This is a genomic window from Aedoeadaptatus acetigenes (assembly GCF_025566985.1).
Taxonomy (GTDB): Bacteria; Bacillota; Clostridia; order Tissierellales; family Peptoniphilaceae; genus Aedoeadaptatus; species Aedoeadaptatus acetigenes.
This window is the reverse complement of sequence record NZ_JAOQJD010000014.1, coordinates 1-21,525: the sequence shown is the minus strand read 5'-3', so window position 1 is coordinate 21,525 and position 21,525 is coordinate 1. Positions and strand designations below refer to the sequence as shown.

Here is a 21,525-nt window from a genome sequence, read left to right as displayed (position 1 = left end):
GGATAAAATCACAGTCGGAGGTGAATCATGGCAAATATTAAATCCGCAATTAAGCGTATCGACAGAACGAAGAAAGAAACCTTGCGCAATAAATCCGTTAAAACCGGCATTAAGACGTCCATTCGCAAGTTCGAAGAAGCGCTTGACAAAGGTGATATCGACGAAGCGAGAGATCTCCTCCGCGCTGTCGACAAAAAACTCAAGAGAGCGGCATCCAAGAATGTTATTCATAAAAACGCGGCCGATCGTCGCATGAGCCGTTTGACCAAAAAGTTAAATCGCGCCAACTAAGAGAAAAACTGAAAACAGTTGTTTTCAGTTTTTTTATTGCCCTTATTTAATTGTCCCGCAACATGGAAAGAAGCAGGGTCTGAAGCACGTCCCGATCCGAAGCGGAGGTGCTCTTCATGCGAAGCTCCTCGTCCAGAATGTATCGGTAATGCCGCCCGAGCTGCGCCTTCGTATAAGCGCCGCTTTGGGCGGCTATTTTTTTGCCTTCGTAGGGCTTTACGCCCATAAAGCGAAAAATCTCTCCGTCACTTCTTCCCGTCTCTTTCATGGTTTTGTAGTAGAGGAGATTGCCCGTTTGCCGTGCGATCATGTAGAGAATGCGCCCGGCGGGCTCTTCTTTCACTTCGAATTCGTCCAAAAGATTTAAAATCGCAGCCCCGTCTTTTCTCGCGATGGCGGCGAGAAGATCGAAGATGGTCTCCGCGGAAAAGGGATCCAAAAAGGCGTCCACCGCCTCCATGGTCACTTCCCCTTCCGAAACGCTTGCGATTTGATCCAATGTGTTCACCAGGCCCTCGAGGTCTCCTGTAAATTGCCTGTCGCCGTAGCCGGAGAGGCGGATAAAATGCTCCAGCACCTCCGGGCGAATGCGGCGATTTTGCTTCGCCAAATAGCCGGCGAGAAAGCGCCTGAGCACCTGCCCGGTGAGTCGCTCCATGGCGATGACCCGATGGGCCTTGTCGAAGCGCTTGTAGAGCTTTTGATTCTTCTTTACAGGCGTCTGTGTCTCCATTAAAAGAAGAATCGTGGAGGCCGGGATTTCAAAAACCCCCTCCAGGAAGCGATCGAAGGCCGGATCGCTCGCCAAAAGCCCCGCGTCTTTTACGACGACGATGCGCTTTTCCGACATGAAGGGCAGGGTGTTGGCCTTGGCCAAAATTTCTCCCACATCCCCCGATGCCACGTCGTAATTTAAATCCTTGGTGGCGGGATCCAAATACCGCTTTTCTATTTGTCTGCGCTTCTCTTCCATACCGAATTTTTCCGGCCCGTGGAGAAGATAGGCTCCGCTGTAATCCACTGATTCCATAATCGCTCTCTTTTCTTAAAATACGTTGCGCCCACATCGACCATACCCATTAAGCCTACCACGCAGGCGGCAAAAAAGATACTTTGCCCTACGGAAAATTTCCGCGGTTTATAGACGGACACAAAAACTTTCCCGTCTTTAAAATCCATAGTAATGGCGCCGTTTTTCGTCTCTAAATAAGGAATGTCGTGGTTCTGTAAGCGCTGAAGGACCGCCTTGTGGGGATGGCCGTAGGAATTGTTCTCGCCCGCGGAAATAAGGGCCAAGCGAGGCCGTGTGGCTTCCAAAAACTCGTCGCAGCTTGATGTCTTCGATCCGTGGTGGGCGAGCTTCACAATGCTCTCGCTGTGGCGAAGATCCGAAAGAAGCACTTTCTCCTGCTGCGCGGGCAAATCGCCGAGAAAGAGCATCCTCTGCCCCTTGGAGGAAAGCTCCATCACCATGGACAGGGCGTTGTCTTCCTTTCCGTAAGGGGGAAAGACCCTCAAATCCCAATCCTTCATGGCAAATGTCCCCTCGATGGGCTCGACGGCGCCGGCATTGTCTTGAATTTCCTCGTACATGGCTACATCTTCGTCGCTTCCCGGCGCCGGGGCGAAAATGTGTTTGATTTTGTGGTTTTTCGCCAAGGTGTTCACACCGCCGGCGTGATCCGCGTCGTAGTGGGAAAGGAACACGGCGTCCAGGGCACCCACGCCGCATTTCCGCAAGAAGGGCTCCACGTAGCGGGCCGTGGGATCGGCGCCGAAGCGGCTGCCGCCCGTGTCGATGAGACCGCGAAAATTTTTCGCCTCAACATAGGCACAGTCCCCTTGCCCCACGTAGAGCTGGGTCACGGAAAGATCGGGCCGCGTCCGGTGGCCCCAAGCGAGAACAAGGATGCCGACAATCACGGCCTGAAGAATCAAGAGCCTGCCCGCCCTTAAATTCAGGCGCCTCATGGGAAAGTGCATGGCGAAGTGAAGGATCAGGTAATAAGCGCAGGCCTCGAGGACGGAAAAGCTCGGCAGCACCCAATTGAAAGGCGCGTGGGCCATGTGCTTTGTGAGAAAAAGAAAGGGCAGAAAAATCCATCGGGTCACGACGGCCGCCCCCGCCGCCACCGGCGGAAAGAGAAAAGACAAAAGGGACACGGCCACGGCCCCGTACAAAATCGCCGCGGCAAGTGGCAGAAGCACCACATTGGCGATAAGGCCCATCATCGAAATGCTCCCGGAGGTAAACAGGAGAAGGGGCGCGATGGCGAGGCTCACGGCCACACTCACGCCCAGGGCCTGTGCAACCTTTCCCCTTTCCGATCCGAGGATGGGCAATTTCGGGTAGAAATTTAATATGCCGTAGACGGAGAAAAAGCTGAACAAAAAGCCCAATCGGTAAATGTAAAAGGGATTGACCAAGAGAAATATGGCGGCGCTGAAGCCCAGGGCGTAGTTGGGATCCACCGGCCGCCACAGCCGCTTCCCCGCATCCGTAAACAAGAGGGACAGCCACACCCGCATGCCGCCTACGGGAAAGCCCGTGAGAAAAAGGTACGCGAGCAAAAGCCCGTGGACGGAAATCTTCCGCAGGTCGTAGGGTACGGTGAGCTTCTTTAAAGCCCCGGACATCAGAGCCAGAATAAGCCCGATATGTAAACCCGAAATGGACAAAATATGAATCACATTCAGGGTGCGAAAATCTTCAAGCCCCTCCCAGTCGGCGTCGTTTCCGAAGAGCATGGCGGATAAAAGTTTCGCCTCTTTCGGCGGAAAATAATTTTCGCAAATGGCCGCGCCTTTTTTTCTGAACCGGCCGCGGCAGGCGTAGATCTTTTCGATGGCCCCTCCCCTTTCGGGAAGCATTTCTTCCTTCGTGGGTCGCAGGGTGGCTTTAATTCCGTGGGATAATGCGTAATGGCGTCCGTCGAAGCCGCCGGGATTTCTCGGCACTTCCGGCTTCATCGTAAGCCCCCGCACGGCCATCCGCTCGCCCATGGCGGGATTCGCCTCGGAAAAAACCCGCACCTTTTTAAAGGGGCCGAGCCTTAAATCGTAGTAATTTTCCTTCGACGCCATAACCACGCCCCGCACCGCGGCCCGCACAGGAGGCGCCTCCACGGAATGAAGGCCGGCCGAGGCAAAGACAAACGCGGCGAGAGCTGCCGCGGGATAGAGTGCATTCGCTTTCTTTCCCCACAGTAAAAAACAAAAGGCGGCGAGGATCAAAACAGGCGCAATAAAGAAAAGGGGCGCGCGCTCCGCAAAAAAGCAGCCCCCGGCAAGTGCCAGGCACAAGATAAACCATAACTGTTTCATAACCACCCGCTCTCGAAAAACCGAAAGATATGATAAAATAAGGAAAACGCGAATAAAACAAAAGGAGGCGCCTATGGCCCTGTATCTTAGGGAACCCTACCGTAAATCCATGAAAATCACCGTTCCCGACACCGTAAAAAGTAAAGGCTTTGATTACTTCTTGTTGGAAGACAGCATCGTGGCCCCGCCGGTGGAAGGCTACTACGCCGGCGATAAAATCACCATCGACGGCGAAGCCGTGGACTACACCGCGGAAGGCGGCCGCATTCAATGCAAAATGCCCGCGGCAAAAAGCGGCGAGGAAGCGGAGCTCGCCATCGACTGGCCCCGCCGCCTGCAATCCATGCAAAACAACATCGCCCGCATTCTCTTTGCCGGCGCTTTGGAAAAACTTCTCCACGCCAAGGTCCTTTCCGGCTCCACGGAAGAGGTATGCTATCTCGTCGTCGACGCCGAGGACATCGGCTTTATGTCTCTTGAAAAAATAGAGAACTACGTCAATCATCTTATCGAATCCAATCTTCCGATTCAAGAAGAAAAGGGCGAGGTCACCATCCCCTCCGTAGACAAAGTTTACAGCGTGGGACCTCTCTTGAAAAACACCGGCGAGGTGGCCCTCTTCGCCATTCAAAAAATCGAAAAAGAGGAAGAAGGCCTGAAGCTTACCTTCGTCTGCGGCAAAAGCGCCTTGGACGATTACAGAAACCATCGTTATCTGACGAAAAATCTGTCCATGTACCTGAAGGAAAGCACCACGCAGGGCATTTGGCAGGCGGTGAAAAAACTCCAGGGCAAAATTGACGAACAAAAGAAGAAAATCGACTCCCTGGAAGAAACCATCGGTCTGGAACAGGTGCAAGAATTTATGGCCAAGCGCCGCACCGTGGAAGGCGTGGGCTATATTTACACCACTCTGGAAAACATTAATTTTAAAAGCTTTAAATACCTGTCCAACGCCATTCAGAAAAAATCGAAGACCGTACAGATCTACGGCATTCCCAACGGCAACGAAGCCCAAATTCACGTCCTTCGAAGCGCCGATGTGCCGGTGGATTTAAAAGAAATCATGGATCATTTGAAAGGCGATCATGAAGGCTCGGGCAATATGTACCACGTGCAGGTCAATGTGCCCCGCACGCAAATGAATCCGATCATGGAAAGCTTTTTAATCGCCATCCAAAAGAAAATACTGTAATAGGAAGCCCCCGGAAAATTCCGAGGGCTCATTTTTTACGCATTTTCTAAAATTTCCACGCCGGTGGTGGTAATGTGGAGAATCCGAATGTCCCAGGCGGCGTCAAGGGGCTCGGAAATTTTTTCCCAATCCCTTTTAATCGCCTCGAGGTCTGCGGATTTTTCCGTGACAAACAACAGGGTTGGCCCGGCGCCGCTAATGAGGACGCGGCCCTTGTGATCCTCTTCCAGGGTCTTCATCACGTCGTAGCCGGCGATGAGCTTGCTGCGGTAGGGCTCGTGAATCTTGTCTTCCAAGCCGAAGAACAGGGCTTCCGTGTCCGCCGTTTCCAAGCCGTGAATCAAAAAGCCCATGTGGCCGATGTTCGACACCGTATCGGCATAGGAGAGCGACTTGGGAAGGGCCGCCCGCGCCTTGGCCGTGGACAGGTCGAAGTCCGGGAAGGCCGCGATGGTGGCGAAGTTGTCGATGTTGTTAATTTTTCTGTAAACCACGCCGTCGCCTGCGGGTAAACTGATGACGCAGCCGCCTAAAAGGGCCGGGGCCACATTGTCCGGGTGCCCTTCGAAATCCGATGCCATTTTTAAAATTTCATCTTGGGCGAAGGGCGCGCCGAGCAATTCATTTGCCCCCACCATGCCGCCGACGATGCAGGTGGCGCTGCTGCCCAGGCCCCGGGCGATGGGAATATCCGCATCCACTCGGTAGCTGAATTTCTCCATGGAGGCGCCGGCCTTGTCGAAGACCACTTTCGCCGCCTCATAAATCATGCTCTCTTTGTCGCAGTCGCCGCCGTCCAGGGCAAATGTAAAGGTGTTGTATAAATCCAAAGCCAGGCCGATGACGTCGAAGCCCGGCCCCATATTGGCCGTCGTCGCCGGTACACGCAGTTTAATCATGAAATCCCTCCTTCACCACTTCTTTCATTTCTTCCACCGTAATGCTTTTATTAAAGCGCTCGGGCAGGTCGAAGACCGACCTTAAAGGCCTCGGGCAAGAAACGCCGGTCGCGTCTTCGATTTTTTTCAAAAGATCTACGTCTCCATCCCCTTCGATTCCCAGAGCATCCGCCACCGTGTCGGGGAATTTATAAGGGCTCGCCGTGGCCATGACCAGGACGTGATTGGCGGAGCCGTGTTTCTTCGCCCCGTCGTAAGCCACCGCCGTGTGGGGATCCATGACGTAGCCGAAGCGATCGAAGACTTCCCTGATCCGCGCTTCCCCTTCCGCGTCCGTGGACCAATAGCCCACGAGCTTCGAGCGATTGATCACGTCCATGGGAATCTCGAAGCGGCCCGTGGCATTCAAGGATTCCATTTTCTCCCGCACTTTGTAATCTTTCTTTAAAACCAAATGCAAATAGCGCTCGATATTGCTCGCCACGAGAATATCCATGGAAGGCGAGGTGGTCTTGTAGAAATCCCGATTCTTATCGTAGACGCCGGTGGTAATAAAATCCGTGAGCACGTGGTTTTTATTGGAGGCGCAAATAAACCGCCCCACGGGCATGCCCATTTCCTTGGCGTACATGGCAGCTAAAATATTGCCGAAATTTCCCGTAGGCACGCAAATGTCGATGGCATCGCCCATGGCAATGATGTTTCTGCGCACCAATGCCAAGTAGGAATAGAGATAATACACCACTTGGGGCACGAGCCGGCCGATATTAATGGAGTTGGCCGAAGAAAATTCGATGCCCGAACGTCGCGAGGCCTCTCTCAGATCGTCGTCTCTGAAAATTTCTTTTACCGTGCGCTGAGCGTCGTCGAAATTGCCCTCGATGCCGTAGACGTAAACATTATTTCCCCGCTGGGTGGACATTTGACGCCGCTGCATGGTGCTGACGCCGTGGGCGGGATAAAAGACGAAGATATCCGTGTTTTCTACATCTTGAAAGCCCGCCAAGGCTGCCTTGCCCGTGTCGCCGCTGGTGGCCGTTAAAATCCGCACCTTTCTTCCCTCCGCCGATGCGGCCATGAGGTAGGGAAGCATTTGAAGGGCAAAGTCCTTAAAGGCCGCCGTGGGCCCGTGGAATAATTCCGCCACGGTGATGGTGTCTAAATCGAAATAACCCACCGGTTCCTCGCCGGAAAAAGAGCCGTAGGCCTTCCGGGACCAGTCGAGTAAATCGTTTTTAGAAAAATCCTCAAAAAATAAATGGAGCACTTCCGCCGCCAAAGCTTCGTAGGAATAATCCATGTATTGATTCAAGTCGATTTTGGGAATTCGGTCTGCAACAAAGAGGCCGCCGTCATCGGCCGGACCCCTGAAAATAGCCTCTTTCGCCGTTACGACCCGAGTCTTGTCGCGAGTAGAATAAAATTGCATCGTCGTCTCCTTTGCCTTCTCTATTTCATTAATGTATCACAGTTTACGCTATTTTCGCCCCCCGATCAAGAGGCAAACGCTCGCGGAAAAAAGATTTCACAAGTTGATATTTTTCTAACTATTTATTATAATGGACGTACAACATTATAGGGAGGGTAGTATGTTTAAAATTTTAGAAAAGAGAAATCTCGCGCCCAATGTATTTTTGCTACGCATTCACGCGCCGCGAGTCGCCGTCGCCGCTCAACCGGGCCAATTCGTTATCGTTATCGCCGATGAACGCGCCGAACGCGTGCCGCTAACCATCGCCAACTACGATCGCGAAGAAGGCTGGGTCGACTTAGTTGTCCAAGCATCCGGTCCGTCGACGACGAAATTGTCCCAGAAAGAACAAGGCGACGAATTAAAAGACTTCGTCGGCCCCTTAGGCGTTCCTTCGGATTTCACCGAATTGAGCGACGAAGAATTGAAAAAACAAAAGTACTTATTTGTCGGCGGCGGCATCGGTGCCGCTCCGGTCTATCCGCAAGTCCGTTACCTGTCTGAACGCGGCATCCACTGCGATGTCATCATCGGCTTCAAGAACAAAGAGGCCGTCATTTACGAAGAAGAATTCAAAGATCTGGACTGCACGCTTTACGTCACCACCGACGACGGTTCCTACGGCTTCAACGGCATGGTTACCGCAAAAATCGACGACCTTATCGAAAACGAAGGCAAATCCTACGATACATGTGTCGCCATCGGCCCCATGATCATGATGAAGTTCGTTTGCCTCACCACGAAGAAATACGATCTGCACACCATCGTTTCCTTAAACCCGATTATGGTCGACGGAACCGGCATGTGCGGCGCTTGCCGTGTCAACATCGACGGCGAAACGAAATTCGCCTGCGTCCACGGTCCGGAATTTGACGGCCACAAAGTGGACTTCGACTTGGCTATGAAGCGTCAAAAACAATACATGAACGTGGAAAAGACAAAGGGTCAACAAGTCTGGAGGAATGCCTAATGGATCGCTTTACTAGAGTGCCCGTACGGGAACAAGATCCCAATAAACGGAATAAAAATTTCGAAGAAGTTTGCTACGGCTACAATCATGAAGAAGCTGTCCAAGAAGCAAAACGTTGCTTAAACTGCAAGAGCCCCCAATGTGTGAAGGGCTGCCCGGTTTCCGTCAACATTCCCGCTTTCGTTCACGAAATCGCCGAAGACAATCCCAAGGGCGCTGCCATGGAACTTTCCAAGCACACGGCACTTCCCGCCGTTTGCGGTCGCGTATGCCCCCAAGAAAGCCAATGCGAAAAATACTGTGTCTTGGCCAATAAAGGCGACGCCGTCAGCATCGGTAAATTGGAACGCTACGCAGCGGATTACGCTCGTGAAAACAACATTCAAACCATTCAACCCGAACCGTCCAACGGCCACAAAGTTGCCGTCGTCGGTGCAGGCCCCGCAGGGATTACCGTTGCCGGCGAACTTTTGAAAAAAGGTTACGACGTCACCGTCTTCGAATCTCTGCAACAACCCGGCGGCGTATTGGTTTACGGGATTCCCCAATTCCGTCTCCCCGACACCGTCGTTGCCAGCGAAGTAGACAAATTAAAAGACTTAGGCGTTAAGTTTGAAACCAACACCATCGTCGGCCGCACCATGTCCTTGGAAGCCATTCGCGACGAAGGCTACGAAGCCATATTCTTAGGTACCGGCGCCGGTCTTCCCCGCTTTATGGACATTCCCGGCGAAAACTTCAACGGCGTCTTCAGTGCCAACGAGTTCTTAACCCGTACCAACCTGATGCACGCTTACGAAGCAGGCTACGACACGCCCATTATCGCCGGTCGCAAGACCGCCGTTATCGGTGGCGGGAACGTGGCAATGGACGCCGCCCGCGTCGCCAAGCGTTTAGGCGCCGACGTAACCGTCGTCTACCGTCGTACGGAAGCTGAACTTCCCGCACGTGCCGAAGAAGTTCACCACGCCAAAGAAGAAGGAATTGAATTCCACTTCCTTACCTCTCCCGTTGAAATCCACGCCGATGAAGACGGTTGGGTTACGACCATGACCCTTCGCCCCATGGAACTCGGCGAACCCGATGAATCGGGCCGTCGCCGCCCCGTTCCCAAGGAAGGCGAAGACTTCGACGTCGAAGTGGACACGGTCATTATGGCTTTGGGTACCAACCCGAACCCCTTGATTACCGGCACCAACCCGGACATCGAAACCAACAAGAAGCAAGGCATCATTATTACCGAAGAAGGCCAAAGCTCCGTTGAAGATGTCTTTGCCGGCGGCGACGCCGTTACCGGTGCCGCCACGGTTATCCTGGCCATGGGCGCAGGCAAACACGCTGCCGAAGGGATCGATAAATACATCAAGAGCAAAAATTAATACGATTTCGATTTGAAATCCAATGAAAGAAGCAGTCGAGCGATCGGCTGCTTCTTTGTGCTTCTAATAAATTTGTGTGGATTTCTTTACTCGTGATGGTGGCCGCAGCAATCGTCGTGATCGTGATCGTGGCCGCAGCAATCGTCGTGATCGTGATCGCAGCAGTGATCCTCTTCCCCATCTCTTTCGTAATGAGCGGCCAGTTCGTGAATTTTTTTGTGAATGGCCTCGTCCTTTAAGATGGCGTCGAGATTAATGTAGATTTCCATGGCGAAGTCGATATTGCCTTCTTCCTCCGCTTTTTCGGCCACCCGCTTTAAAGTTTCAACTCGGTCCGGATCCGGTGCGCCCTTGATGTTGCGCGCTTTCAGGTAATTTAAAAAAGCCTCTTTCGATGCGGGCTCCGGATCGCCGAAGCGCTGGCCGATCATAATGAGATTTCCCTCGGCTGCGTCGTTGTCCGGATCGTAATCCTTGGCGATCATGCTCATGGCGAGGGCGAGGGAAGGCTTGTTTTCCTTAAAGAGGAAGTAACCCTCGTTGGAGAAGCATTGGGAAAAATCCGATGCCAGATAGGACGATTCGAAGGCCTGTTGATTGTACGCCTTCGCCCCTTCCATGTCCCCTTCCTGGCGCGCCACTTTCGACAAGGTCAGGTAATTGGCCGTGGACATGGGATTCACCGCCAAGGCTTTTTCCAAATAGTTGCGGGCACCGTCGTAGTCCTTTAATTCCGCCGCCACGCCGCCGCGCAGGGTAAGCCACATATCAATCTCAGGCCCTAAAATGGGCAGACGATCGCCGTCTCGCTCTATACGGCAGATCACTTCTTCCACCATGGACTGGAAGGAGTAAAATTTTTCCCCGCTGTCCAAGGCTTCCAGAGCCGTTCGTAAAAAGTCCACTTCTTCCACCATGCGGTCGATAAATTCCTTGGCCCCTTCCATGTCTTCGTCCAATGTTTTGGCGAAAACCGCGTCCAATAGGGTATAAAACTTATCGATGCCGGCGCCGTCTTGTTTCAGACTACGGTAATCCCCGTCTTCTCCACGGTGCTCGGCCATGAGTTTTTGTCCATAGCTTAAAAGTTTTTCAGCCAGTTCCCCTTCCCCTGCCAGGGAAAGCTTTTGTACTTCGTCGTAGATGGCATTTAAATCCTCTACGTAATCGCCTGTCAGGCTGTTTATAAAATCGTTGTATTGTTGTTCCATTGATACCTCCGCTTATAGTATACCAAAGCTCGAAAGGAGTTGTTATGTCGAGTCTCGTTACCCATTATTTTTTTGCCGAACGCCTCTTACCCGCCTTGCCCGAAAAGGCCCGGGATATTATCGCCGCCTACCCCGAGCATTACTATCTCGGCGCCCAGGGGCCGGACATTTTCTTTTACTACCTGACCTCGAAAAAACATGAGATCGGAGCAAAAATTCATTCTAAGCCCCTGTCGGATTTTATCGAAAAAAACGCCGATTGGACCCGCAAGGGGCCCGTCCTCTCCCCGACTTGGGCCTACTTTTTCGGCTTCTTAACCCATTTTTCACTGGACATGACGGTTCATCCCTACATCGACCGCGTGGAGGAGAAAATTTCCATCGACCACGTCACCTTGGAGCGGGATTTCGACCGGGTGATTTTAGAAGAAGAAGGCTACGATCCCACGGTCTTTCTCTGCCGAGATCTCCTGCCCTCCCCCGCCCATGTGGCAGATGACGCCGCTCGCGCCTACAAGGCCTTCGGCATGGACCGCCACGACGTGCATCGAGCCCTGGCCTCGTTTCGCATGGGCCAGCAATTTTTCCACGTGGATGATTTAAAAAGCTACCGCCGCAAACACAAGCTCCTGAAGGCAATCGGCGTGGACGAGGCCTTCGGCGGCATGCTTTTAAACCCCGAAGGCTATGAGGATTCCATTTACATCACCAATCCTGTCATGAAAGAGCTCATGAATCTGGCCTATCCCGTGGCGCGAAGGGCCGTTTTGGCCTTCACGGAAGGCGGCGAGTATCCGCCCTTTTTTCAATTAAATTTCAACGGACGGTAATGAAAAAGGCCTCATCTTTCGATGAGGTCTTATCTTATTTTTCTTAAAATAAAGATACAAATGAGAACGCCGATAAGCAACTGCCCGGCCACGAGCCCCCATTCCTTCTTCTTTGCGAGATCGACCAGCTCCATAAGCCAGTACACGACATAAAGACCCAGGCTGATAAAAATCGCCGGCATGGAGATGCGGGTGAGCCAAACAAAAAGGGGATCCGGGTAGGCGGTCTTTGTCAGGGCCACAATGAGAAAGCCAGCGAGGCCCGCCAGGGCAAAGGCCAGCGCCGCCTTTTTTATGGTGGATTTAAGCTTGTTCATGGCGAAATACCTCTTTCACATGGTCGATAAAATCATAGGCCGATGCCACCAACAAGATGGAGCAAAGAATCCGAACCCAAAGTTTGTCCGATTCACTTAATACGTTTGAAAAAATAAAAAAGCGGCTCACGTCGTAAAATAAGAGTAAATATCGTTTCATGAAATTATTTTACACTCGCGGAAAACATATGTAAAGGCACCCTTTCTGGGTGACCCCATAAAGTTGGACTTAATCGAGCAAGCATTTCGCTTGCTCGATCTTGTTTTACATAACATTAGTTCTATGCGGATTTCATTGTTTATCTCCCACCCCAGGTTTTTAAGATTATTTTGGGTCAGTTCAACCGCAGGTCCTTTTTCATGGATGCTGTGCCTAAATAACTTCGTTACGATGAAGAATATAGTAGTCTTCAAGATTCGCTTGGACGGGACGGGCGCCTTCCAAGGTGCTGCCTGTGTAGCGAATTTTTAAATACTCCCCTTCATAACGCATCCGAATAATTTGAATCTTTTTTTCATAAGCTGCCAATTCCGAAAATGGAATCGTCACCTCAAACACAAGGCCCTCCATTTTTTCGATTAACTTATCCGACGTGGTTTTGGCCCTGATTTTTCCGTCGTTTAAAATAATAATGTTTTTTGTAATGGCTTCAATGTCGGAAATAATATGGGTTGAAAAAAGAATGATCTTGTCTTTGGACATATTGGACAAAATGTTTGAAAATCGAATGCGTTCGCCGGGATCCAAACCGGCCGTCGGTTCATCTAAAATAAGGATTTTCGGATCGTTGAGTAAGGCTTGAGCGATGCCGACTCGCCGCTTCATTCCACCGGAAAAAGTCGATACTTTTTTGTCCTTCACATCCTGAAGGTTTACAAAATCGAGAACCCGGGGGATTTTTTCCTTCAATTCCCTTTTACTTAATCCCTTTAATGCGCCCATATAGGTTAGAAACTCACCGGCCGTAAAGCCGGGAAAAACCGCGAATTCCTGGGGCATGTAACCTAAAAGACCACGATACTTCCCCTTCAACTGAGAAATATCCTCTCCCTCGTAGAGGATATGGCCCCTCGTCGGCGTATCTACGCCGACCAATAACCGCATCAAGGTAGACTTGCCGGCGCCGTTGTCCCCTAAAAGCCCATAAATTCCGGAATCCAGTTCCATGTTCACATCCGAAAGAGCTTCTTTCTTTCCAAATTTTTTGCTTAAGCTTTCAATTTTTAACATAATCAGCGCTCCTTATGCTTAACCAAACGACTTCCTTTTCCCCAGCCACAACCCGATCCATAAGAGCGCCCCGTAAACCATGGGGATGATCAGTGAAAGCAAATAACAACCTTCAAGCCCCGGAGAAGATACGCGAGCGCAAAGACCTTCAATATTTATTAAAGCCAATGGAGAGAGGAAAAGGAATTTCCCGGTAGCGGGAGACGTCCACAGGGATTGAAGCAAGAAATGAATGGACACATAGGCCAGAACAAGGGAAAAGGAGACCTTGACGTCTTTGATTCGATCGCCTAAAAAAAGAAAAAGAAAGACTAGACAAATGGTCAGTGCGAGGCCGTTTAAAAATTTATAGCTAAAGTACTGAAGATAGGTTACCTGAATAGGAAAGAGGAAAAATTCCCTTGAATTTTGAATGAAAAGGTCTCGGCCGTCGCTTCCGTAAATAAACAAAACCAAAAGAGAAAACAGAGCCACGCCGCCCACATAGGTGAAGACGCCAATTTCCAAACCGTTGATCAGCCGAGCCTGAAAGAGTTTTTTCTTCCCGTAAAGGGTGGCTTCCACCATGTCCTTCGTTTTGAACCGCTCGTCTTCTTTCATTACGGGAACGAGGAGAAAAAGCAAGGCCAAGGCGACGGCGTAAAAAATCTTATCGAAGTTACGGAGGAGAACTTTCCAACCTTCACAATAACCGATAAGTAGCCGATCCATTGGCTTCGCTCCTTGAGCTTGGCCTGCCTTTTTTATCAGATTCATTCGATACTCGAAAAAGCCTTGTGACGGCTGCTTGTCTCCTTGAAGCAGAGCGTCATTTATACTCTCCACCGGCAAAAACTCATTAATGGAAATGTTCTCTTTGACCAAGTTTTCTTGAGGCAAGTCGTACTTTGCGATTAAATTCTCCACTTTTTTATCGTTGTACCAGTTCTCCGCCATCAGGTAGCGGTATTCCGTACCGTCAGAAATTTCCACGTGCAAGCTCTCTTGAAGATACCTCATCTGTTCCGCCTTGATAAGGCAGATCGACGAAAGCAACAAAAACAGACAGAGGGCCGGAAGGTAGGGAAAGGGAAGCATTCTTTTTCTATTGACTTCCAGTAAAAACTTCATTTGCCCTCTCCTCCTTTTAAGTAATAGCGGTTCATTATCGGCATGGCCAAAATTCGGCTACTCGCAACGTAAATCAAAGACAGAAAGCAGGCCATCGCCGTAAAGGGATAGACGTGGTTTTGAAGGACAAGAAGCTTGGACGCGGAGAAATTACCTCGCACAAAGTTTTGCGGCGTAAAGTAGGCCAGAGTATTCGCCCAAGACTGCGGCGAATCCGCCCACTTCTCAAGCCAAACAAAGGCGAGCACCAAGACGAGCAGGGAGACTTTCGACTTGCGAAAGACCAGGGAGAATAAGAGAATGATATTGACCACCACGAGAACGGCGGCAAAACCGGATAAGGCTTCCAGAAAATACCCTTGCCAAGTAGTGAGGTTGAAAATCGCCGGTCCGGCATAAAATTCGATGGAGGCATCGGCTCCGTGAAGGGAATAAATCATTCCGTGGTAGAGAAGCAAAAAAAACAAATAAGCGAGGTACGCGAGTCCTGCAAATAATTCTGCCGACCTTACCTTGGCTAAGTAGAGGGAAAGGCGCCCATTCTTCGCGTGCACATCCATTTCAGTAAATCCCTGCGCTTCGTCGGCCGACGTTAAGGAAGACAGGGCGAGGGCCAAGTAGATTAAAAAAATATAAAAAGTCATGTGCAGGGCGTCGCCCATGTAGCGCCAGCCTTCGTTGTAAGCGTAGTAAAGAGGCGTTTTCACTTCTCCGGCTTGGCGAAGAATGCTTTCAACCTCCGACCGGTCGTAGGACCGATACGAGGTGCGCGCCCATGAACCGATTGCCTTTAAGCGATCTTGGTAAAAATTTTCAATCCCTTGGTCGCTCATATGAATTGAAAAGTCTTGGATTTCAATATCTTTCGGAAAATTCAAACTTTGCGCGAGCCACTGGAAGGGATAAATCAGCTTCAAGCCCAACTCTTTTTCTTCCGTTCGTGCGCCTTCCACATAGTCTTTTTCTTTGCTTTGGTTGTAAAGGGTCTGGACCTTTTTCATTTGCTCTTCGGTTAAAAGGCCGTCGTATTTAATCCCTTCTTCTTTCATCAATTTCCAATAGGAAAGGCCGGAGCCAAATTTTCCTCCCTCTAAGACCATGTCCAGGGATTGGCTATAGGGAAGAATCTTGGCCACACAAATCAACAAAAACAGGCACGCAATCAGGGCATTGTTCTTGGTCGCTATTTTTTTAAATTCCAGTTTTACGACAGCAAACATCGACTTCTCCCCCTTTTTACTAACACCGGCCGTCCTATTTCTGCTCTTCAAAAGAATTTTTTCGTTTTTTGCCCTTATTGAACCGCCTTTTTCAAGTCGTAGTAAGAACCGGTAAAGACCACCTTCCATTCCTTCTCGCCATGAGGCTTGGCTAGGAGAAGTTCGTCATAGGACCCGTCCAGCCGCCTGGCTTCATAGACAAAGAGTTCGTCATTCTTAAGACCTTGAATCGGTCCTTTTCGCGCTTCCGCAGGGATAGTACCAATCATCTCATCAATTCGGTAATCCACCGTCGGCGCAAAGACAAACTCAGCGTCGTGATCATTCTCGTGTCCCTCTTCCCTTGCAGGATAGATGTCCGGTTTTGATTTAATGTAATTTGACACCGCTTGATCCAATTCGATAAATAGATCGAGACTTCTGTCCTCCCCGGTCGGCCCGAGAACGACATCGCCGCCTCTGGTCACCGAACCGGACATACCTTTTTCGATCCAGTCCTTTCTGTTCTTCGCCCGTTGCTTGGCAATCTTTTTGTCCGCAGCAATGTCTTGCGGGCTTCTCTCATCGGGACCGTCCTGTGTTTTGCCTTGGCTATCTTCACTTTTCCTTTGATCCTGCACCATGGAATAAGTGGATTCTTTTTTTAGATACAACGCCGAGGCCAGTACGACTAAAACCACAAAAATTCCTAAAACCACTTTTTTCTTGTTCATCATCTTCCATCTCCTTTTCTATTGATTATAGGCAATTTACACCTCGGTCACAGTTAACTTTTGTCCGAACTTTTCACAAAAAAGAAGAAGGCTTGTGGCGCTTCTTCTTAAAAGGGGTCTATATAGCCGATTTCTCTGGCTTTTTGTACCATTTCTTGATAATTCTTTACGTTCAACTTGCCGTAAATGCGATTTAATAAAACGGCCAGAGAAGAGGTTGACATATAGGCTTCTTTTGCGACTTCTTTTCGTGATTTTCCCAAGGCATAGAGCCGGAGAATTTTTAATTCATTTTCCGTGAGCTTTTCCTGAAGATGGTTCTTAGAAGAAAAATACCTTTTGTTCTCCAAGCAAACCCCTCGTATCTTCGCTAAAAGACTTTGGGTCGACTCTTCTTTCGAAATAAAACCCATACAGCCCATATCCATGGCCTTTTCCCGGTAAAAATCCAGATTATAGCCCGATAAAATCAACACTTTCACACCGAAATCCCGTATCAACGCTTCGCTTAACTTCAGACCGTTTTCTCCCTTCGCCAAGCCGTCCAGATTAATGTCTATAAGCAAAAGATCGTAGGTTACTTCTTGTAATTTGTCTTTTATGTCTTTCATTTTCTCCGGAATATCCACACGGATGTCCCCGCCGGATTCTAAATCCATCTTCAGGCATTGGGCCAGCATTTTATGATCTTCGATTAACATAATCTTCATAGATCCGCTCCTTCTTAATCGGTACATTCACATAAAAGGCCAGGTACTTTTCCTCCCCTTCTCGGCCCTCTTCTACCCGAAATACTCCGTCCAGCCGTTTGGTTTCGAAATCCAACAATTTCAAGCCGGTGCTCCGACCCGCACCTTCCTCCAAGTAATCGCCGTAATTTGTCATAGAAAGATGAATCTCCTTTTGGTTTTCCTCCAAATGAATTTCCACGTAATCGCCCTTTCCGTGTTTAAAAAGATTGCTCACCAACTCGTAAAGGGTTTTATACAGAAAACGGTCGTAGGGACCGGGCACGAAAAAATCCTCGGAGCAAGTGAAGTCAATTAAAATGCCGCAGTTTTGATACCTGTCTTCCAAATCCTTAATAAGTCCATAGTAATTATTATTTAAGCTTACTCTAGGACTTAAGATCGGGTCATAGGCATTCAATTCTTGGCGAATTTTTTTAATGTCGTTGGAGAGAATTTCCAGAACTTGCTCCCTCTCTGAAAAAGGCGGAGCCTTTTGAACCAGCTTCTGCACGAGAATTATGTCCTGCAAAATCATGTCGTGAAGAAAGCGAGTGTTTTTCTCGGAATAGAGGCGCGCATACTTATCCAACAGGAGATTTTCCCTTCCCCTGCTCAAGAGATTACCTATCTCTTCCCGGCTCAAGTCGCGGTAATTGAAGTAATTGGAGACCATGACGAAAAACGCGCTCAAGTAAAGGGAGAGAAAGAAGATTTCGGTAAAATTCCTTGGTAAACCGTTGACGATAAAAAGAATGAGAAAAAGCACAAAGCAAAACTTCGCCCACTCTTTAAAAAACGGGACAAAGGCTTTGATCGATAAACGGCACGCTTTTATTAACAAATAGATTAAGACGGCGGCCAAGACGGCCATTATGTAAAATTCTTCGAAATTCTCAAAATAATTCCATAGAGAAGAAAGATAGAAACTGCCCCATAAATACAAGACCAAAAAGACCGCAGTCGACACCATAATGCGGTAACTGTAAAGGCCCCGCCCCTGAATTTCATTTTTTTTGACGAGGAAAAAGAGAAGGGGAAACAAACAAAAGATAAAATAGATCCCCATGTATAGAAAGTTGACCTTTAGAGAGGAAAAGGTCGATAGAAGAAAGATCGCTAAAAAAGCGAGGAGTGTAATAAGACGAAAAGGTCTGAAACGAAAGTGTCCTTCCAAGACAATGTCCATATAGGAAAAAATCAGCTGAAGAACAAAAAAGTAACGAAGAAGAATGTCATTGACCAGATACGCGACAATGAAATCTTCCGAGATAAAATAAAGGGGAATCAAAAGTAGAGTGGTACAAACCCGATAAACGTAATTTTTTTCTCTCTCCTCCAACAGAATAAAGAAAGAGATAAAATTCGTGAGCGTAAAAAGACCGATTAAGGCGACGATATGAAAGCTGCCGCCACCTTTTTTTACGGCAACTAAATAAAACCAATAAAGGGCCAGCTGGGTTAGGCTATGGCTCCAAAGCAAGATCGGTTTTTTATACGGCAAAAATCGATTCACGGCTTCCTCCTCACGTCCATTCGTCTCTATTTTAATCATACTGAATTGAAAAGGAAATTTCACCTAACTTTTGTCCGAACATCATTGGAGCCGTCTTCCGATGTTTGATGATTGATCTAAAGTTAAAGTGGATTCCTCGCCTTTCGGCAAAGAATTTGCTCTTGCTCAACGCAAAAACACGCCACAAACTAAAGTGACCCCCAAAGATTGGTTTTCTTAGTCCAACTTTTGGGGGTCAGTACATTTCAGATGCCTTTTTGCTTTATTCTTTGTTTGCCTTTTCGATGATTTCTTCCGCCAGTTGTGCGGGCACGTCTTCGTAGCGAACGAATTCCATGGTGAAGGAACCGCGACCTTGGGTCATGGCCCGAAGATCGATGGCGTATTCGTACATTTCCGCTTGCGGTGCTTCGGCCATAATCAATTGACCGCCGCCGGGTTGTTGGTCCATCCCGAGGATTCTTCCACGGCGCTTATTCATGTCGCCCATAACATCGCCCATGTATTCGTCGGGCACGGCCACTTCAACGGCCATAATGGGCTCTAAGAGCACGGGTTTCGCTTCGGCAATCCCCTTCTTAAAGGCGATGGATGCCGCCATCTTAAAGCTGACTTCGTTGGAGTCCACGTCGTGGTAGCTGCCGTCGTAGAGCACGGCCTTGACGCCGGTGACGGGGAAGCCGGCGAGGACGCCTTTTTCCATGGATTCTTCCAAGCCTTTTTCAACGGCGGGGAAGTAGTTTCTCGGCACGCTGCCGCCGAAGACTTCTTCGTCGAAGACGAAATCTTCGTCGGAGGGTTCGAAGCGAATCCATACGTCGCCGTATTGGCCTGCGCCGCCGGATTGTTTCTTGTGTTTCCCTTGAACCGAGGCCGTGCCGCGAATTGTTTCTCTGTAAGGCACGATAAAGGGCACTTTCTTCACTTCGACGCCGAAGGTGTTCTTCAATTTATCTAAGATAACGTCCAGGTGGACATTCCCTTGGCCGCCGATGGTCATTTGCTTCGTTTCGGCGTTGCGATTGATCACGATGCCCGGGTCTTCGTCTTGAAGTTTGCGAAGGGACGTGGTGAGCTTTTCTTCGTCGTTTTTCGATGCCGCTTCAATGGCATAGAAGTAAACCGGTTGCGGCATTTTTACGCGCTTGTAAACCACATTGTGGGCCTTGTCGCAAAGGGTGTCGCCGGTTTTGGTGACGCTCAGTTTCGAAATGGCGCCGATGTCCCCGGCATGGATGACGTCCACGGGGATTTGTTCCTTGCCTCGAATAATAAAGGGACCGGTGTTCTTTTCGTCCGCATCTTGGGAGCTGTTGAAGAGGGCCGTGTCCTTGGTCATGGTGCCGCTCAACACTTTGTAAATGGAAATTTTTCCGACATAGGGGTCGGTAATGGTTTTAAATACGACGGCAGAGAAGGCTTCGTCGTCGGAAATGGTGTGTTCTTCGCCGGATTCGTAGCGGAAGCCGGTGTGGGCCCGTTCGTCGTCGGGTGAGGGCATGTAGTTGACGATGGTATTTAAGAGAATGTCGATGCCGATGCCTTTTTCCGCACTGCCGACCAAGAGGGGCACGGCGTCGCCGTTAATGAGCGCGGCGGTGACACCGCGGAGCAATTCGTCGCGGGTAAATTTTTCGCCGCTGAAGTATTTGTCCATAAGGACTTCGTCGCTTTCGGCGACGACTTCGGCGATTTCTTCGTACATACGCTCCGTGGCTTTCACTTGATCGTGATTTAATTCCACTTCTTCCGGAGCGGCGTTTTTGTATTCAAAGCCTTTTTGGAAAATAACGTCGGTTACGCCGACAAAATCTTCGCCTTCGCCGATGGGGACGGAGAAGGGAATAACTTTCTTACCGAAGAGGCTTTCGATTTGTTCCATTAAGGCGCGGAAATTAACGTTTTCTCCGTCGATCTTGTTCACGAAAATAATTCGCGGCAAGCCGATTTCTTCCGTGTATTTCCACATTCTTTCCGAGCCGACTTGTACGCCGGCGGTGGCGTCGATAATCATCAGCGCCGCTTCGGCCGCTCTTAAGGCGCCCATGGCTTCGCTAATGAAGTCCATGTAACCGGGCGTGTCGATTATATTTAATTTCATCTTTCGCCATTCGATAGGAATAATGCTCGTGCCGATGGATGTTCCCCGTTCTTTTTCTTCTTTAGAGAAGTCCGAAAGGGTATTTTTTTGATCCACGTGGCCGATTTGTTTCGTGGCACCGGATTGGTACAGGAGCGCTTCTGTTAAGTTGGTCTTGCCCGATCCGCTGTGCCCGACCAGGGCCAAGTTACGGACTTCCCTCGTGTTATATTCTTTCATTCAATTATTCCTCCTATCGTGCGATTTCCTTGCGGAAACGTTTTTATGGTTACAATTATATCATAGCCCGAAGACATTTGCATTCATCCTCCCCTCTTCTTGTCAAATTTATCGCCTCCCGCCTTCCGGGCGATTGTTTTGTTCCACGAAAAAAACGAGCCGAAGCTCGTTTCAGACTGCAGACAAACTCCGAATAAATCTCGGGGTTTGTCTCTTTTTTATGTTGTCAATCCATTTTCTCCATAAATCAGTAAAAGAAGGGCCGTCGCCTCCTCCGTCCCGCTCTTTTCGATCCATCATTAGTGCCAGTTTTTTCATGTTCATGCATGCAAAGGTCAGCACCGCTTTCAGGTCCATTTTCTTTCGTCCACGCTGGTTGGTGTAACGTAGGCCATGGTATTCTTTCGCGCTGCCGAATTGCCGTTCGATGGTTTCTTTTCGTTGTTTGTATTCTGCTTTTCCTTGGGTGGTGTAGCGGTAGTCTTCCGCGATGTCCAGGGCGTCTTGCCAGAGGTGGCGAGTGACGATTTTTTGATGGTTTTTACTGGCAGTGCAACGGTGAAGGGTAGGACAGTTTTTGCAGATTTTTGGATTGCTTTTGTATTCGCGGTAGCCTTCACGTGTCGTGGTGCTGTAGGGGAGGATGTTTTCTTCCGGGCAGAGGTAACAGTCGTAGTAGGCGTCGTAGACGAAGTCGCGTTTGTAGTAGGGGTCGTCGAGGGCCGGTTTGTGTTTGGGCCGGGTGTAGGGGAAGACGGGCAGGATGTCTTTTTCAAGGAGGGTTTTGGCGATGGCCGGGG

Annotated in this window: 19 protein-coding genes and 1 pseudogene; 5 read left to right on the top strand and 15 right to left on the bottom strand. The window is 49.6% G+C overall.

What is annotated here, in order from left to right; all coding sequences use genetic code 11:
- Positions 1–27: 27 nt before the first annotated feature.
- Positions 28–291 (top strand): 30S ribosomal protein S20, encoded by a 264-nt coding sequence (gene rpsT / locus OCV31_RS08060; protein WP_108831955.1) that lies wholly within the window; start codon positions 28–30, stop codon positions 289–291.
- A 46-nt stretch (positions 292–337) separates the two neighbouring features.
- On the opposite strand, the gene holA is transcribed toward rpsT, so the two are convergent.
- Together holA and OCV31_RS08050 are read right to left on the bottom strand one after the other, a co-directional pair.
- Entirely contained in the window at positions 338–1,321 is a 984-nt protein-coding gene (gene holA / locus OCV31_RS08055; protein ID WP_148474157.1) for a DNA polymerase III subunit delta, read from the bottom strand.
- A complete protein-coding gene (locus OCV31_RS08050; protein WP_148474155.1) occupies positions 1,240–3,615 on the bottom strand; it encodes a DNA internalization-related competence protein ComEC/Rec2 in 2,376 nt (791 codons plus the stop codon). Before OCV31_RS08050 ends, holA begins: the two co-directional genes overlap by 82 nt.
- Before the next feature lie 73 nt (positions 3,616–3,688).
- Between OCV31_RS08050 and OCV31_RS08045 the strand changes: the two genes are divergently transcribed.
- Positions 3,689–4,810, top strand: coding sequence for an alanyl-tRNA editing protein (locus OCV31_RS08045; RefSeq protein ID WP_148474153.1), 1,122 nt, complete (start codon positions 3,689–3,691; stop codon positions 4,808–4,810).
- 35 nt (positions 4,811–4,845) lie between these two features.
- On the opposite strand, the gene thrB is transcribed toward OCV31_RS08045, so the two are convergent.
- Complete coding sequence (thrB, locus tag OCV31_RS08040) at positions 4,846–5,709, bottom strand: homoserine kinase (protein ID WP_148474151.1); 864 nt, start codon at positions 5,707–5,709, stop codon at positions 4,846–4,848.
- Complete coding sequence (thrC, locus tag OCV31_RS08035; RefSeq protein WP_148474149.1) at positions 5,702–7,138, bottom strand: threonine synthase; 1,437 nt, start codon at positions 7,136–7,138, stop codon at positions 5,702–5,704. The genes thrB and thrC overlap by 8 nt, the downstream gene beginning before the upstream one ends.
- A 160-nt stretch (positions 7,139–7,298) precedes the next feature.
- Between thrC and OCV31_RS09720 the strand changes: the two genes are divergently transcribed.
- Positions 7,299–8,150, top strand: a complete 852-nt coding sequence (locus tag OCV31_RS09720; RefSeq protein ID WP_108832224.1) for a sulfide/dihydroorotate dehydrogenase-like FAD/NAD-binding protein — start codon at positions 7,299–7,301, stop codon at positions 8,148–8,150.
- On the top strand, positions 8,150–9,529 hold the full coding sequence (gltA, locus tag OCV31_RS09715; protein ID WP_148474147.1) for an NADPH-dependent glutamate synthase: 1,380 nt from the start codon (positions 8,150–8,152) through the stop codon (positions 9,527–9,529). The genes OCV31_RS09720 and gltA overlap by 1 nt, the downstream gene beginning before the upstream one ends.
- Positions 9,530–9,615: 86 nt before the next feature.
- Here gltA and OCV31_RS08025 read toward each other — a convergent pair whose 3' ends face one another.
- The gene (locus OCV31_RS08025) at positions 9,616–10,740 is read right to left on the bottom strand and encodes a tetratricopeptide repeat protein (protein WP_267303898.1); all 1,125 of its coding nucleotides are present in this window, start codon (positions 10,738–10,740) and stop codon (positions 9,616–9,618) included.
- A 44-nt stretch (positions 10,741–10,784) separates the two neighbouring features.
- Here OCV31_RS08025 and OCV31_RS08020 point away from each other — a divergent pair, with 44 nt between their 5' ends.
- The gene (locus tag OCV31_RS08020; protein WP_148474145.1) at positions 10,785–11,570 is read left to right on the top strand and encodes a zinc dependent phospholipase C family protein; all 786 of its coding nucleotides are present in this window, start codon (positions 10,785–10,787) and stop codon (positions 11,568–11,570) included.
- A 29-nt stretch (positions 11,571–11,599) separates the two neighbouring features.
- On the opposite strand, the gene OCV31_RS08015 is transcribed toward OCV31_RS08020, so the two are convergent.
- The 10 genes and pseudogenes from OCV31_RS08015 to OCV31_RS07970 form a co-directional block, all read right to left on the bottom strand.
- Positions 11,600–11,887 (bottom strand): hypothetical protein, encoded by a 288-nt coding sequence (locus OCV31_RS08015; RefSeq protein ID WP_148474143.1) that lies wholly within the window; start codon positions 11,885–11,887, stop codon positions 11,600–11,602.
- A complete protein-coding gene (locus OCV31_RS08010) occupies positions 11,874–12,047 on the bottom strand; it encodes a hypothetical protein (RefSeq protein ID WP_267303897.1) in 174 nt (57 codons plus the stop codon). Before OCV31_RS08010 ends, OCV31_RS08015 begins: the two co-directional genes overlap by 14 nt.
- A 213-nt stretch (positions 12,048–12,260) precedes the next feature.
- On the bottom strand, positions 12,261–13,118 hold the full coding sequence (locus tag OCV31_RS08005) for an ABC transporter ATP-binding protein (protein WP_148474141.1): 858 nt from the start codon (positions 13,116–13,118) through the stop codon (positions 12,261–12,263).
- An 18-nt stretch (positions 13,119–13,136) separates the two neighbouring features.
- Positions 13,137–14,228 carry a hypothetical protein gene (locus OCV31_RS08000; protein WP_148474139.1) on the bottom strand — a complete coding sequence of 364 codons (1,092 nt, stop codon included), beginning with the start codon at positions 14,226–14,228 and terminating at the stop codon, positions 13,137–13,139.
- Positions 14,225–15,448, bottom strand: a complete 1,224-nt coding sequence (locus tag OCV31_RS07995; RefSeq protein WP_148474138.1) for a hypothetical protein — start codon at positions 15,446–15,448, stop codon at positions 14,225–14,227. Before OCV31_RS07995 ends, OCV31_RS08000 begins: the two co-directional genes overlap by 4 nt.
- A gap of 74 nt (positions 15,449–15,522) precedes the next feature.
- Positions 15,523–16,164, bottom strand: a complete 642-nt coding sequence (locus OCV31_RS07990) for a hypothetical protein (RefSeq protein WP_148474135.1) — start codon at positions 16,162–16,164, stop codon at positions 15,523–15,525.
- A 104-nt stretch (positions 16,165–16,268) separates the two neighbouring features.
- Complete coding sequence (locus OCV31_RS07985) at positions 16,269–16,871, bottom strand: response regulator transcription factor (RefSeq protein ID WP_148474133.1); 603 nt, start codon at positions 16,869–16,871, stop codon at positions 16,269–16,271.
- Positions 16,843–17,583, bottom strand: coding sequence for a sensor histidine kinase (locus OCV31_RS07980; protein WP_267303896.1), 741 nt, complete (start codon positions 17,581–17,583; stop codon positions 16,843–16,845). The genes OCV31_RS07985 and OCV31_RS07980 overlap by 29 nt, the downstream gene beginning before the upstream one ends.
- Before the next feature lie 1,084 nt (positions 17,584–18,667).
- Positions 18,668–20,725: an elongation factor G gene (fusA, locus tag OCV31_RS07975; RefSeq protein ID WP_148474129.1), complete on the bottom strand. Its 2,058-nt coding sequence runs from the start codon at positions 20,723–20,725 to the stop codon at positions 18,668–18,670.
- 285 nt (positions 20,726–21,010) lie between these two features.
- Positions 21,011–21,525: pseudogene (locus tag OCV31_RS07970) on the bottom strand (transposase); the annotation flags it as partial.

Bases quoted from the DNA above. Each gene is read 5' to 3' on its own strand.
- rpsT (WP_108831955.1), top strand. From the start codon at position 28: ATGGCAAATATTAAATCCGCAATTAAGCGTATCGACAGAACGAAGAAA.
- holA (WP_148474157.1), bottom strand. From the start codon at position 1,321: ATGGAATCAGTGGATTACAGCGGAGCCTATCTTCTCCACGGGCCGGAA.
- OCV31_RS08050 (WP_148474155.1), bottom strand. From the start codon at position 3,615: ATGAAACAGTTATGGTTTATCTTGTGCCTGGCACTTGCCGGGGGCTGC.
- OCV31_RS08045 (WP_148474153.1), top strand. From the start codon at position 3,689: ATGGCCCTGTATCTTAGGGAACCCTACCGTAAATCCATGAAAATCACC.
- thrB (WP_148474151.1), bottom strand. From the start codon at position 5,709: ATGATTAAACTGCGTGTACCGGCGACGACGGCCAATATGGGGCCGGGC.
- thrC (WP_148474149.1), bottom strand. From the start codon at position 7,138: ATGCAATTTTATTCTACTCGCGACAAGACTCGGGTCGTAACGGCGAAA.
- OCV31_RS09720 (WP_108832224.1), top strand. From the start codon at position 7,299: ATGTTTAAAATTTTAGAAAAGAGAAATCTCGCGCCCAATGTATTTTTG.
- gltA (WP_148474147.1), top strand. From the start codon at position 8,150: ATGGATCGCTTTACTAGAGTGCCCGTACGGGAACAAGATCCCAATAAA.
- OCV31_RS08025 (WP_267303898.1), bottom strand. From the start codon at position 10,740: ATGGAACAACAATACAACGATTTTATAAACAGCCTGACAGGCGATTAC.
- OCV31_RS08020 (WP_148474145.1), top strand. From the start codon at position 10,785: ATGTCGAGTCTCGTTACCCATTATTTTTTTGCCGAACGCCTCTTACCC.
- OCV31_RS08015 (WP_148474143.1), bottom strand. From the start codon at position 11,887: ATGAACAAGCTTAAATCCACCATAAAAAAGGCGGCGCTGGCCTTTGCC.
- OCV31_RS08010 (WP_267303897.1), bottom strand. From the start codon at position 12,047: ATGAAACGATATTTACTCTTATTTTACGACGTGAGCCGCTTTTTTATT.
- OCV31_RS08005 (WP_148474141.1), bottom strand. From the start codon at position 13,118: ATGTTAAAAATTGAAAGCTTAAGCAAAAAATTTGGAAAGAAAGAAGCT.
- OCV31_RS08000 (WP_148474139.1), bottom strand. From the start codon at position 14,228: ATGAAGTTTTTACTGGAAGTCAATAGAAAAAGAATGCTTCCCTTTCCC.
- OCV31_RS07995 (WP_148474138.1), bottom strand. From the start codon at position 15,448: ATGTTTGCTGTCGTAAAACTGGAATTTAAAAAAATAGCGACCAAGAAC.
- OCV31_RS07990 (WP_148474135.1), bottom strand. From the start codon at position 16,164: ATGATGAACAAGAAAAAAGTGGTTTTAGGAATTTTTGTGGTTTTAGTC.
- OCV31_RS07985 (WP_148474133.1), bottom strand. From the start codon at position 16,871: ATGAAGATTATGTTAATCGAAGATCATAAAATGCTGGCCCAATGCCTG.
- fusA (WP_148474129.1), bottom strand. From the start codon at position 20,725: ATGAAAGAATATAACACGAGGGAAGTCCGTAACTTGGCCCTGGTCGGG.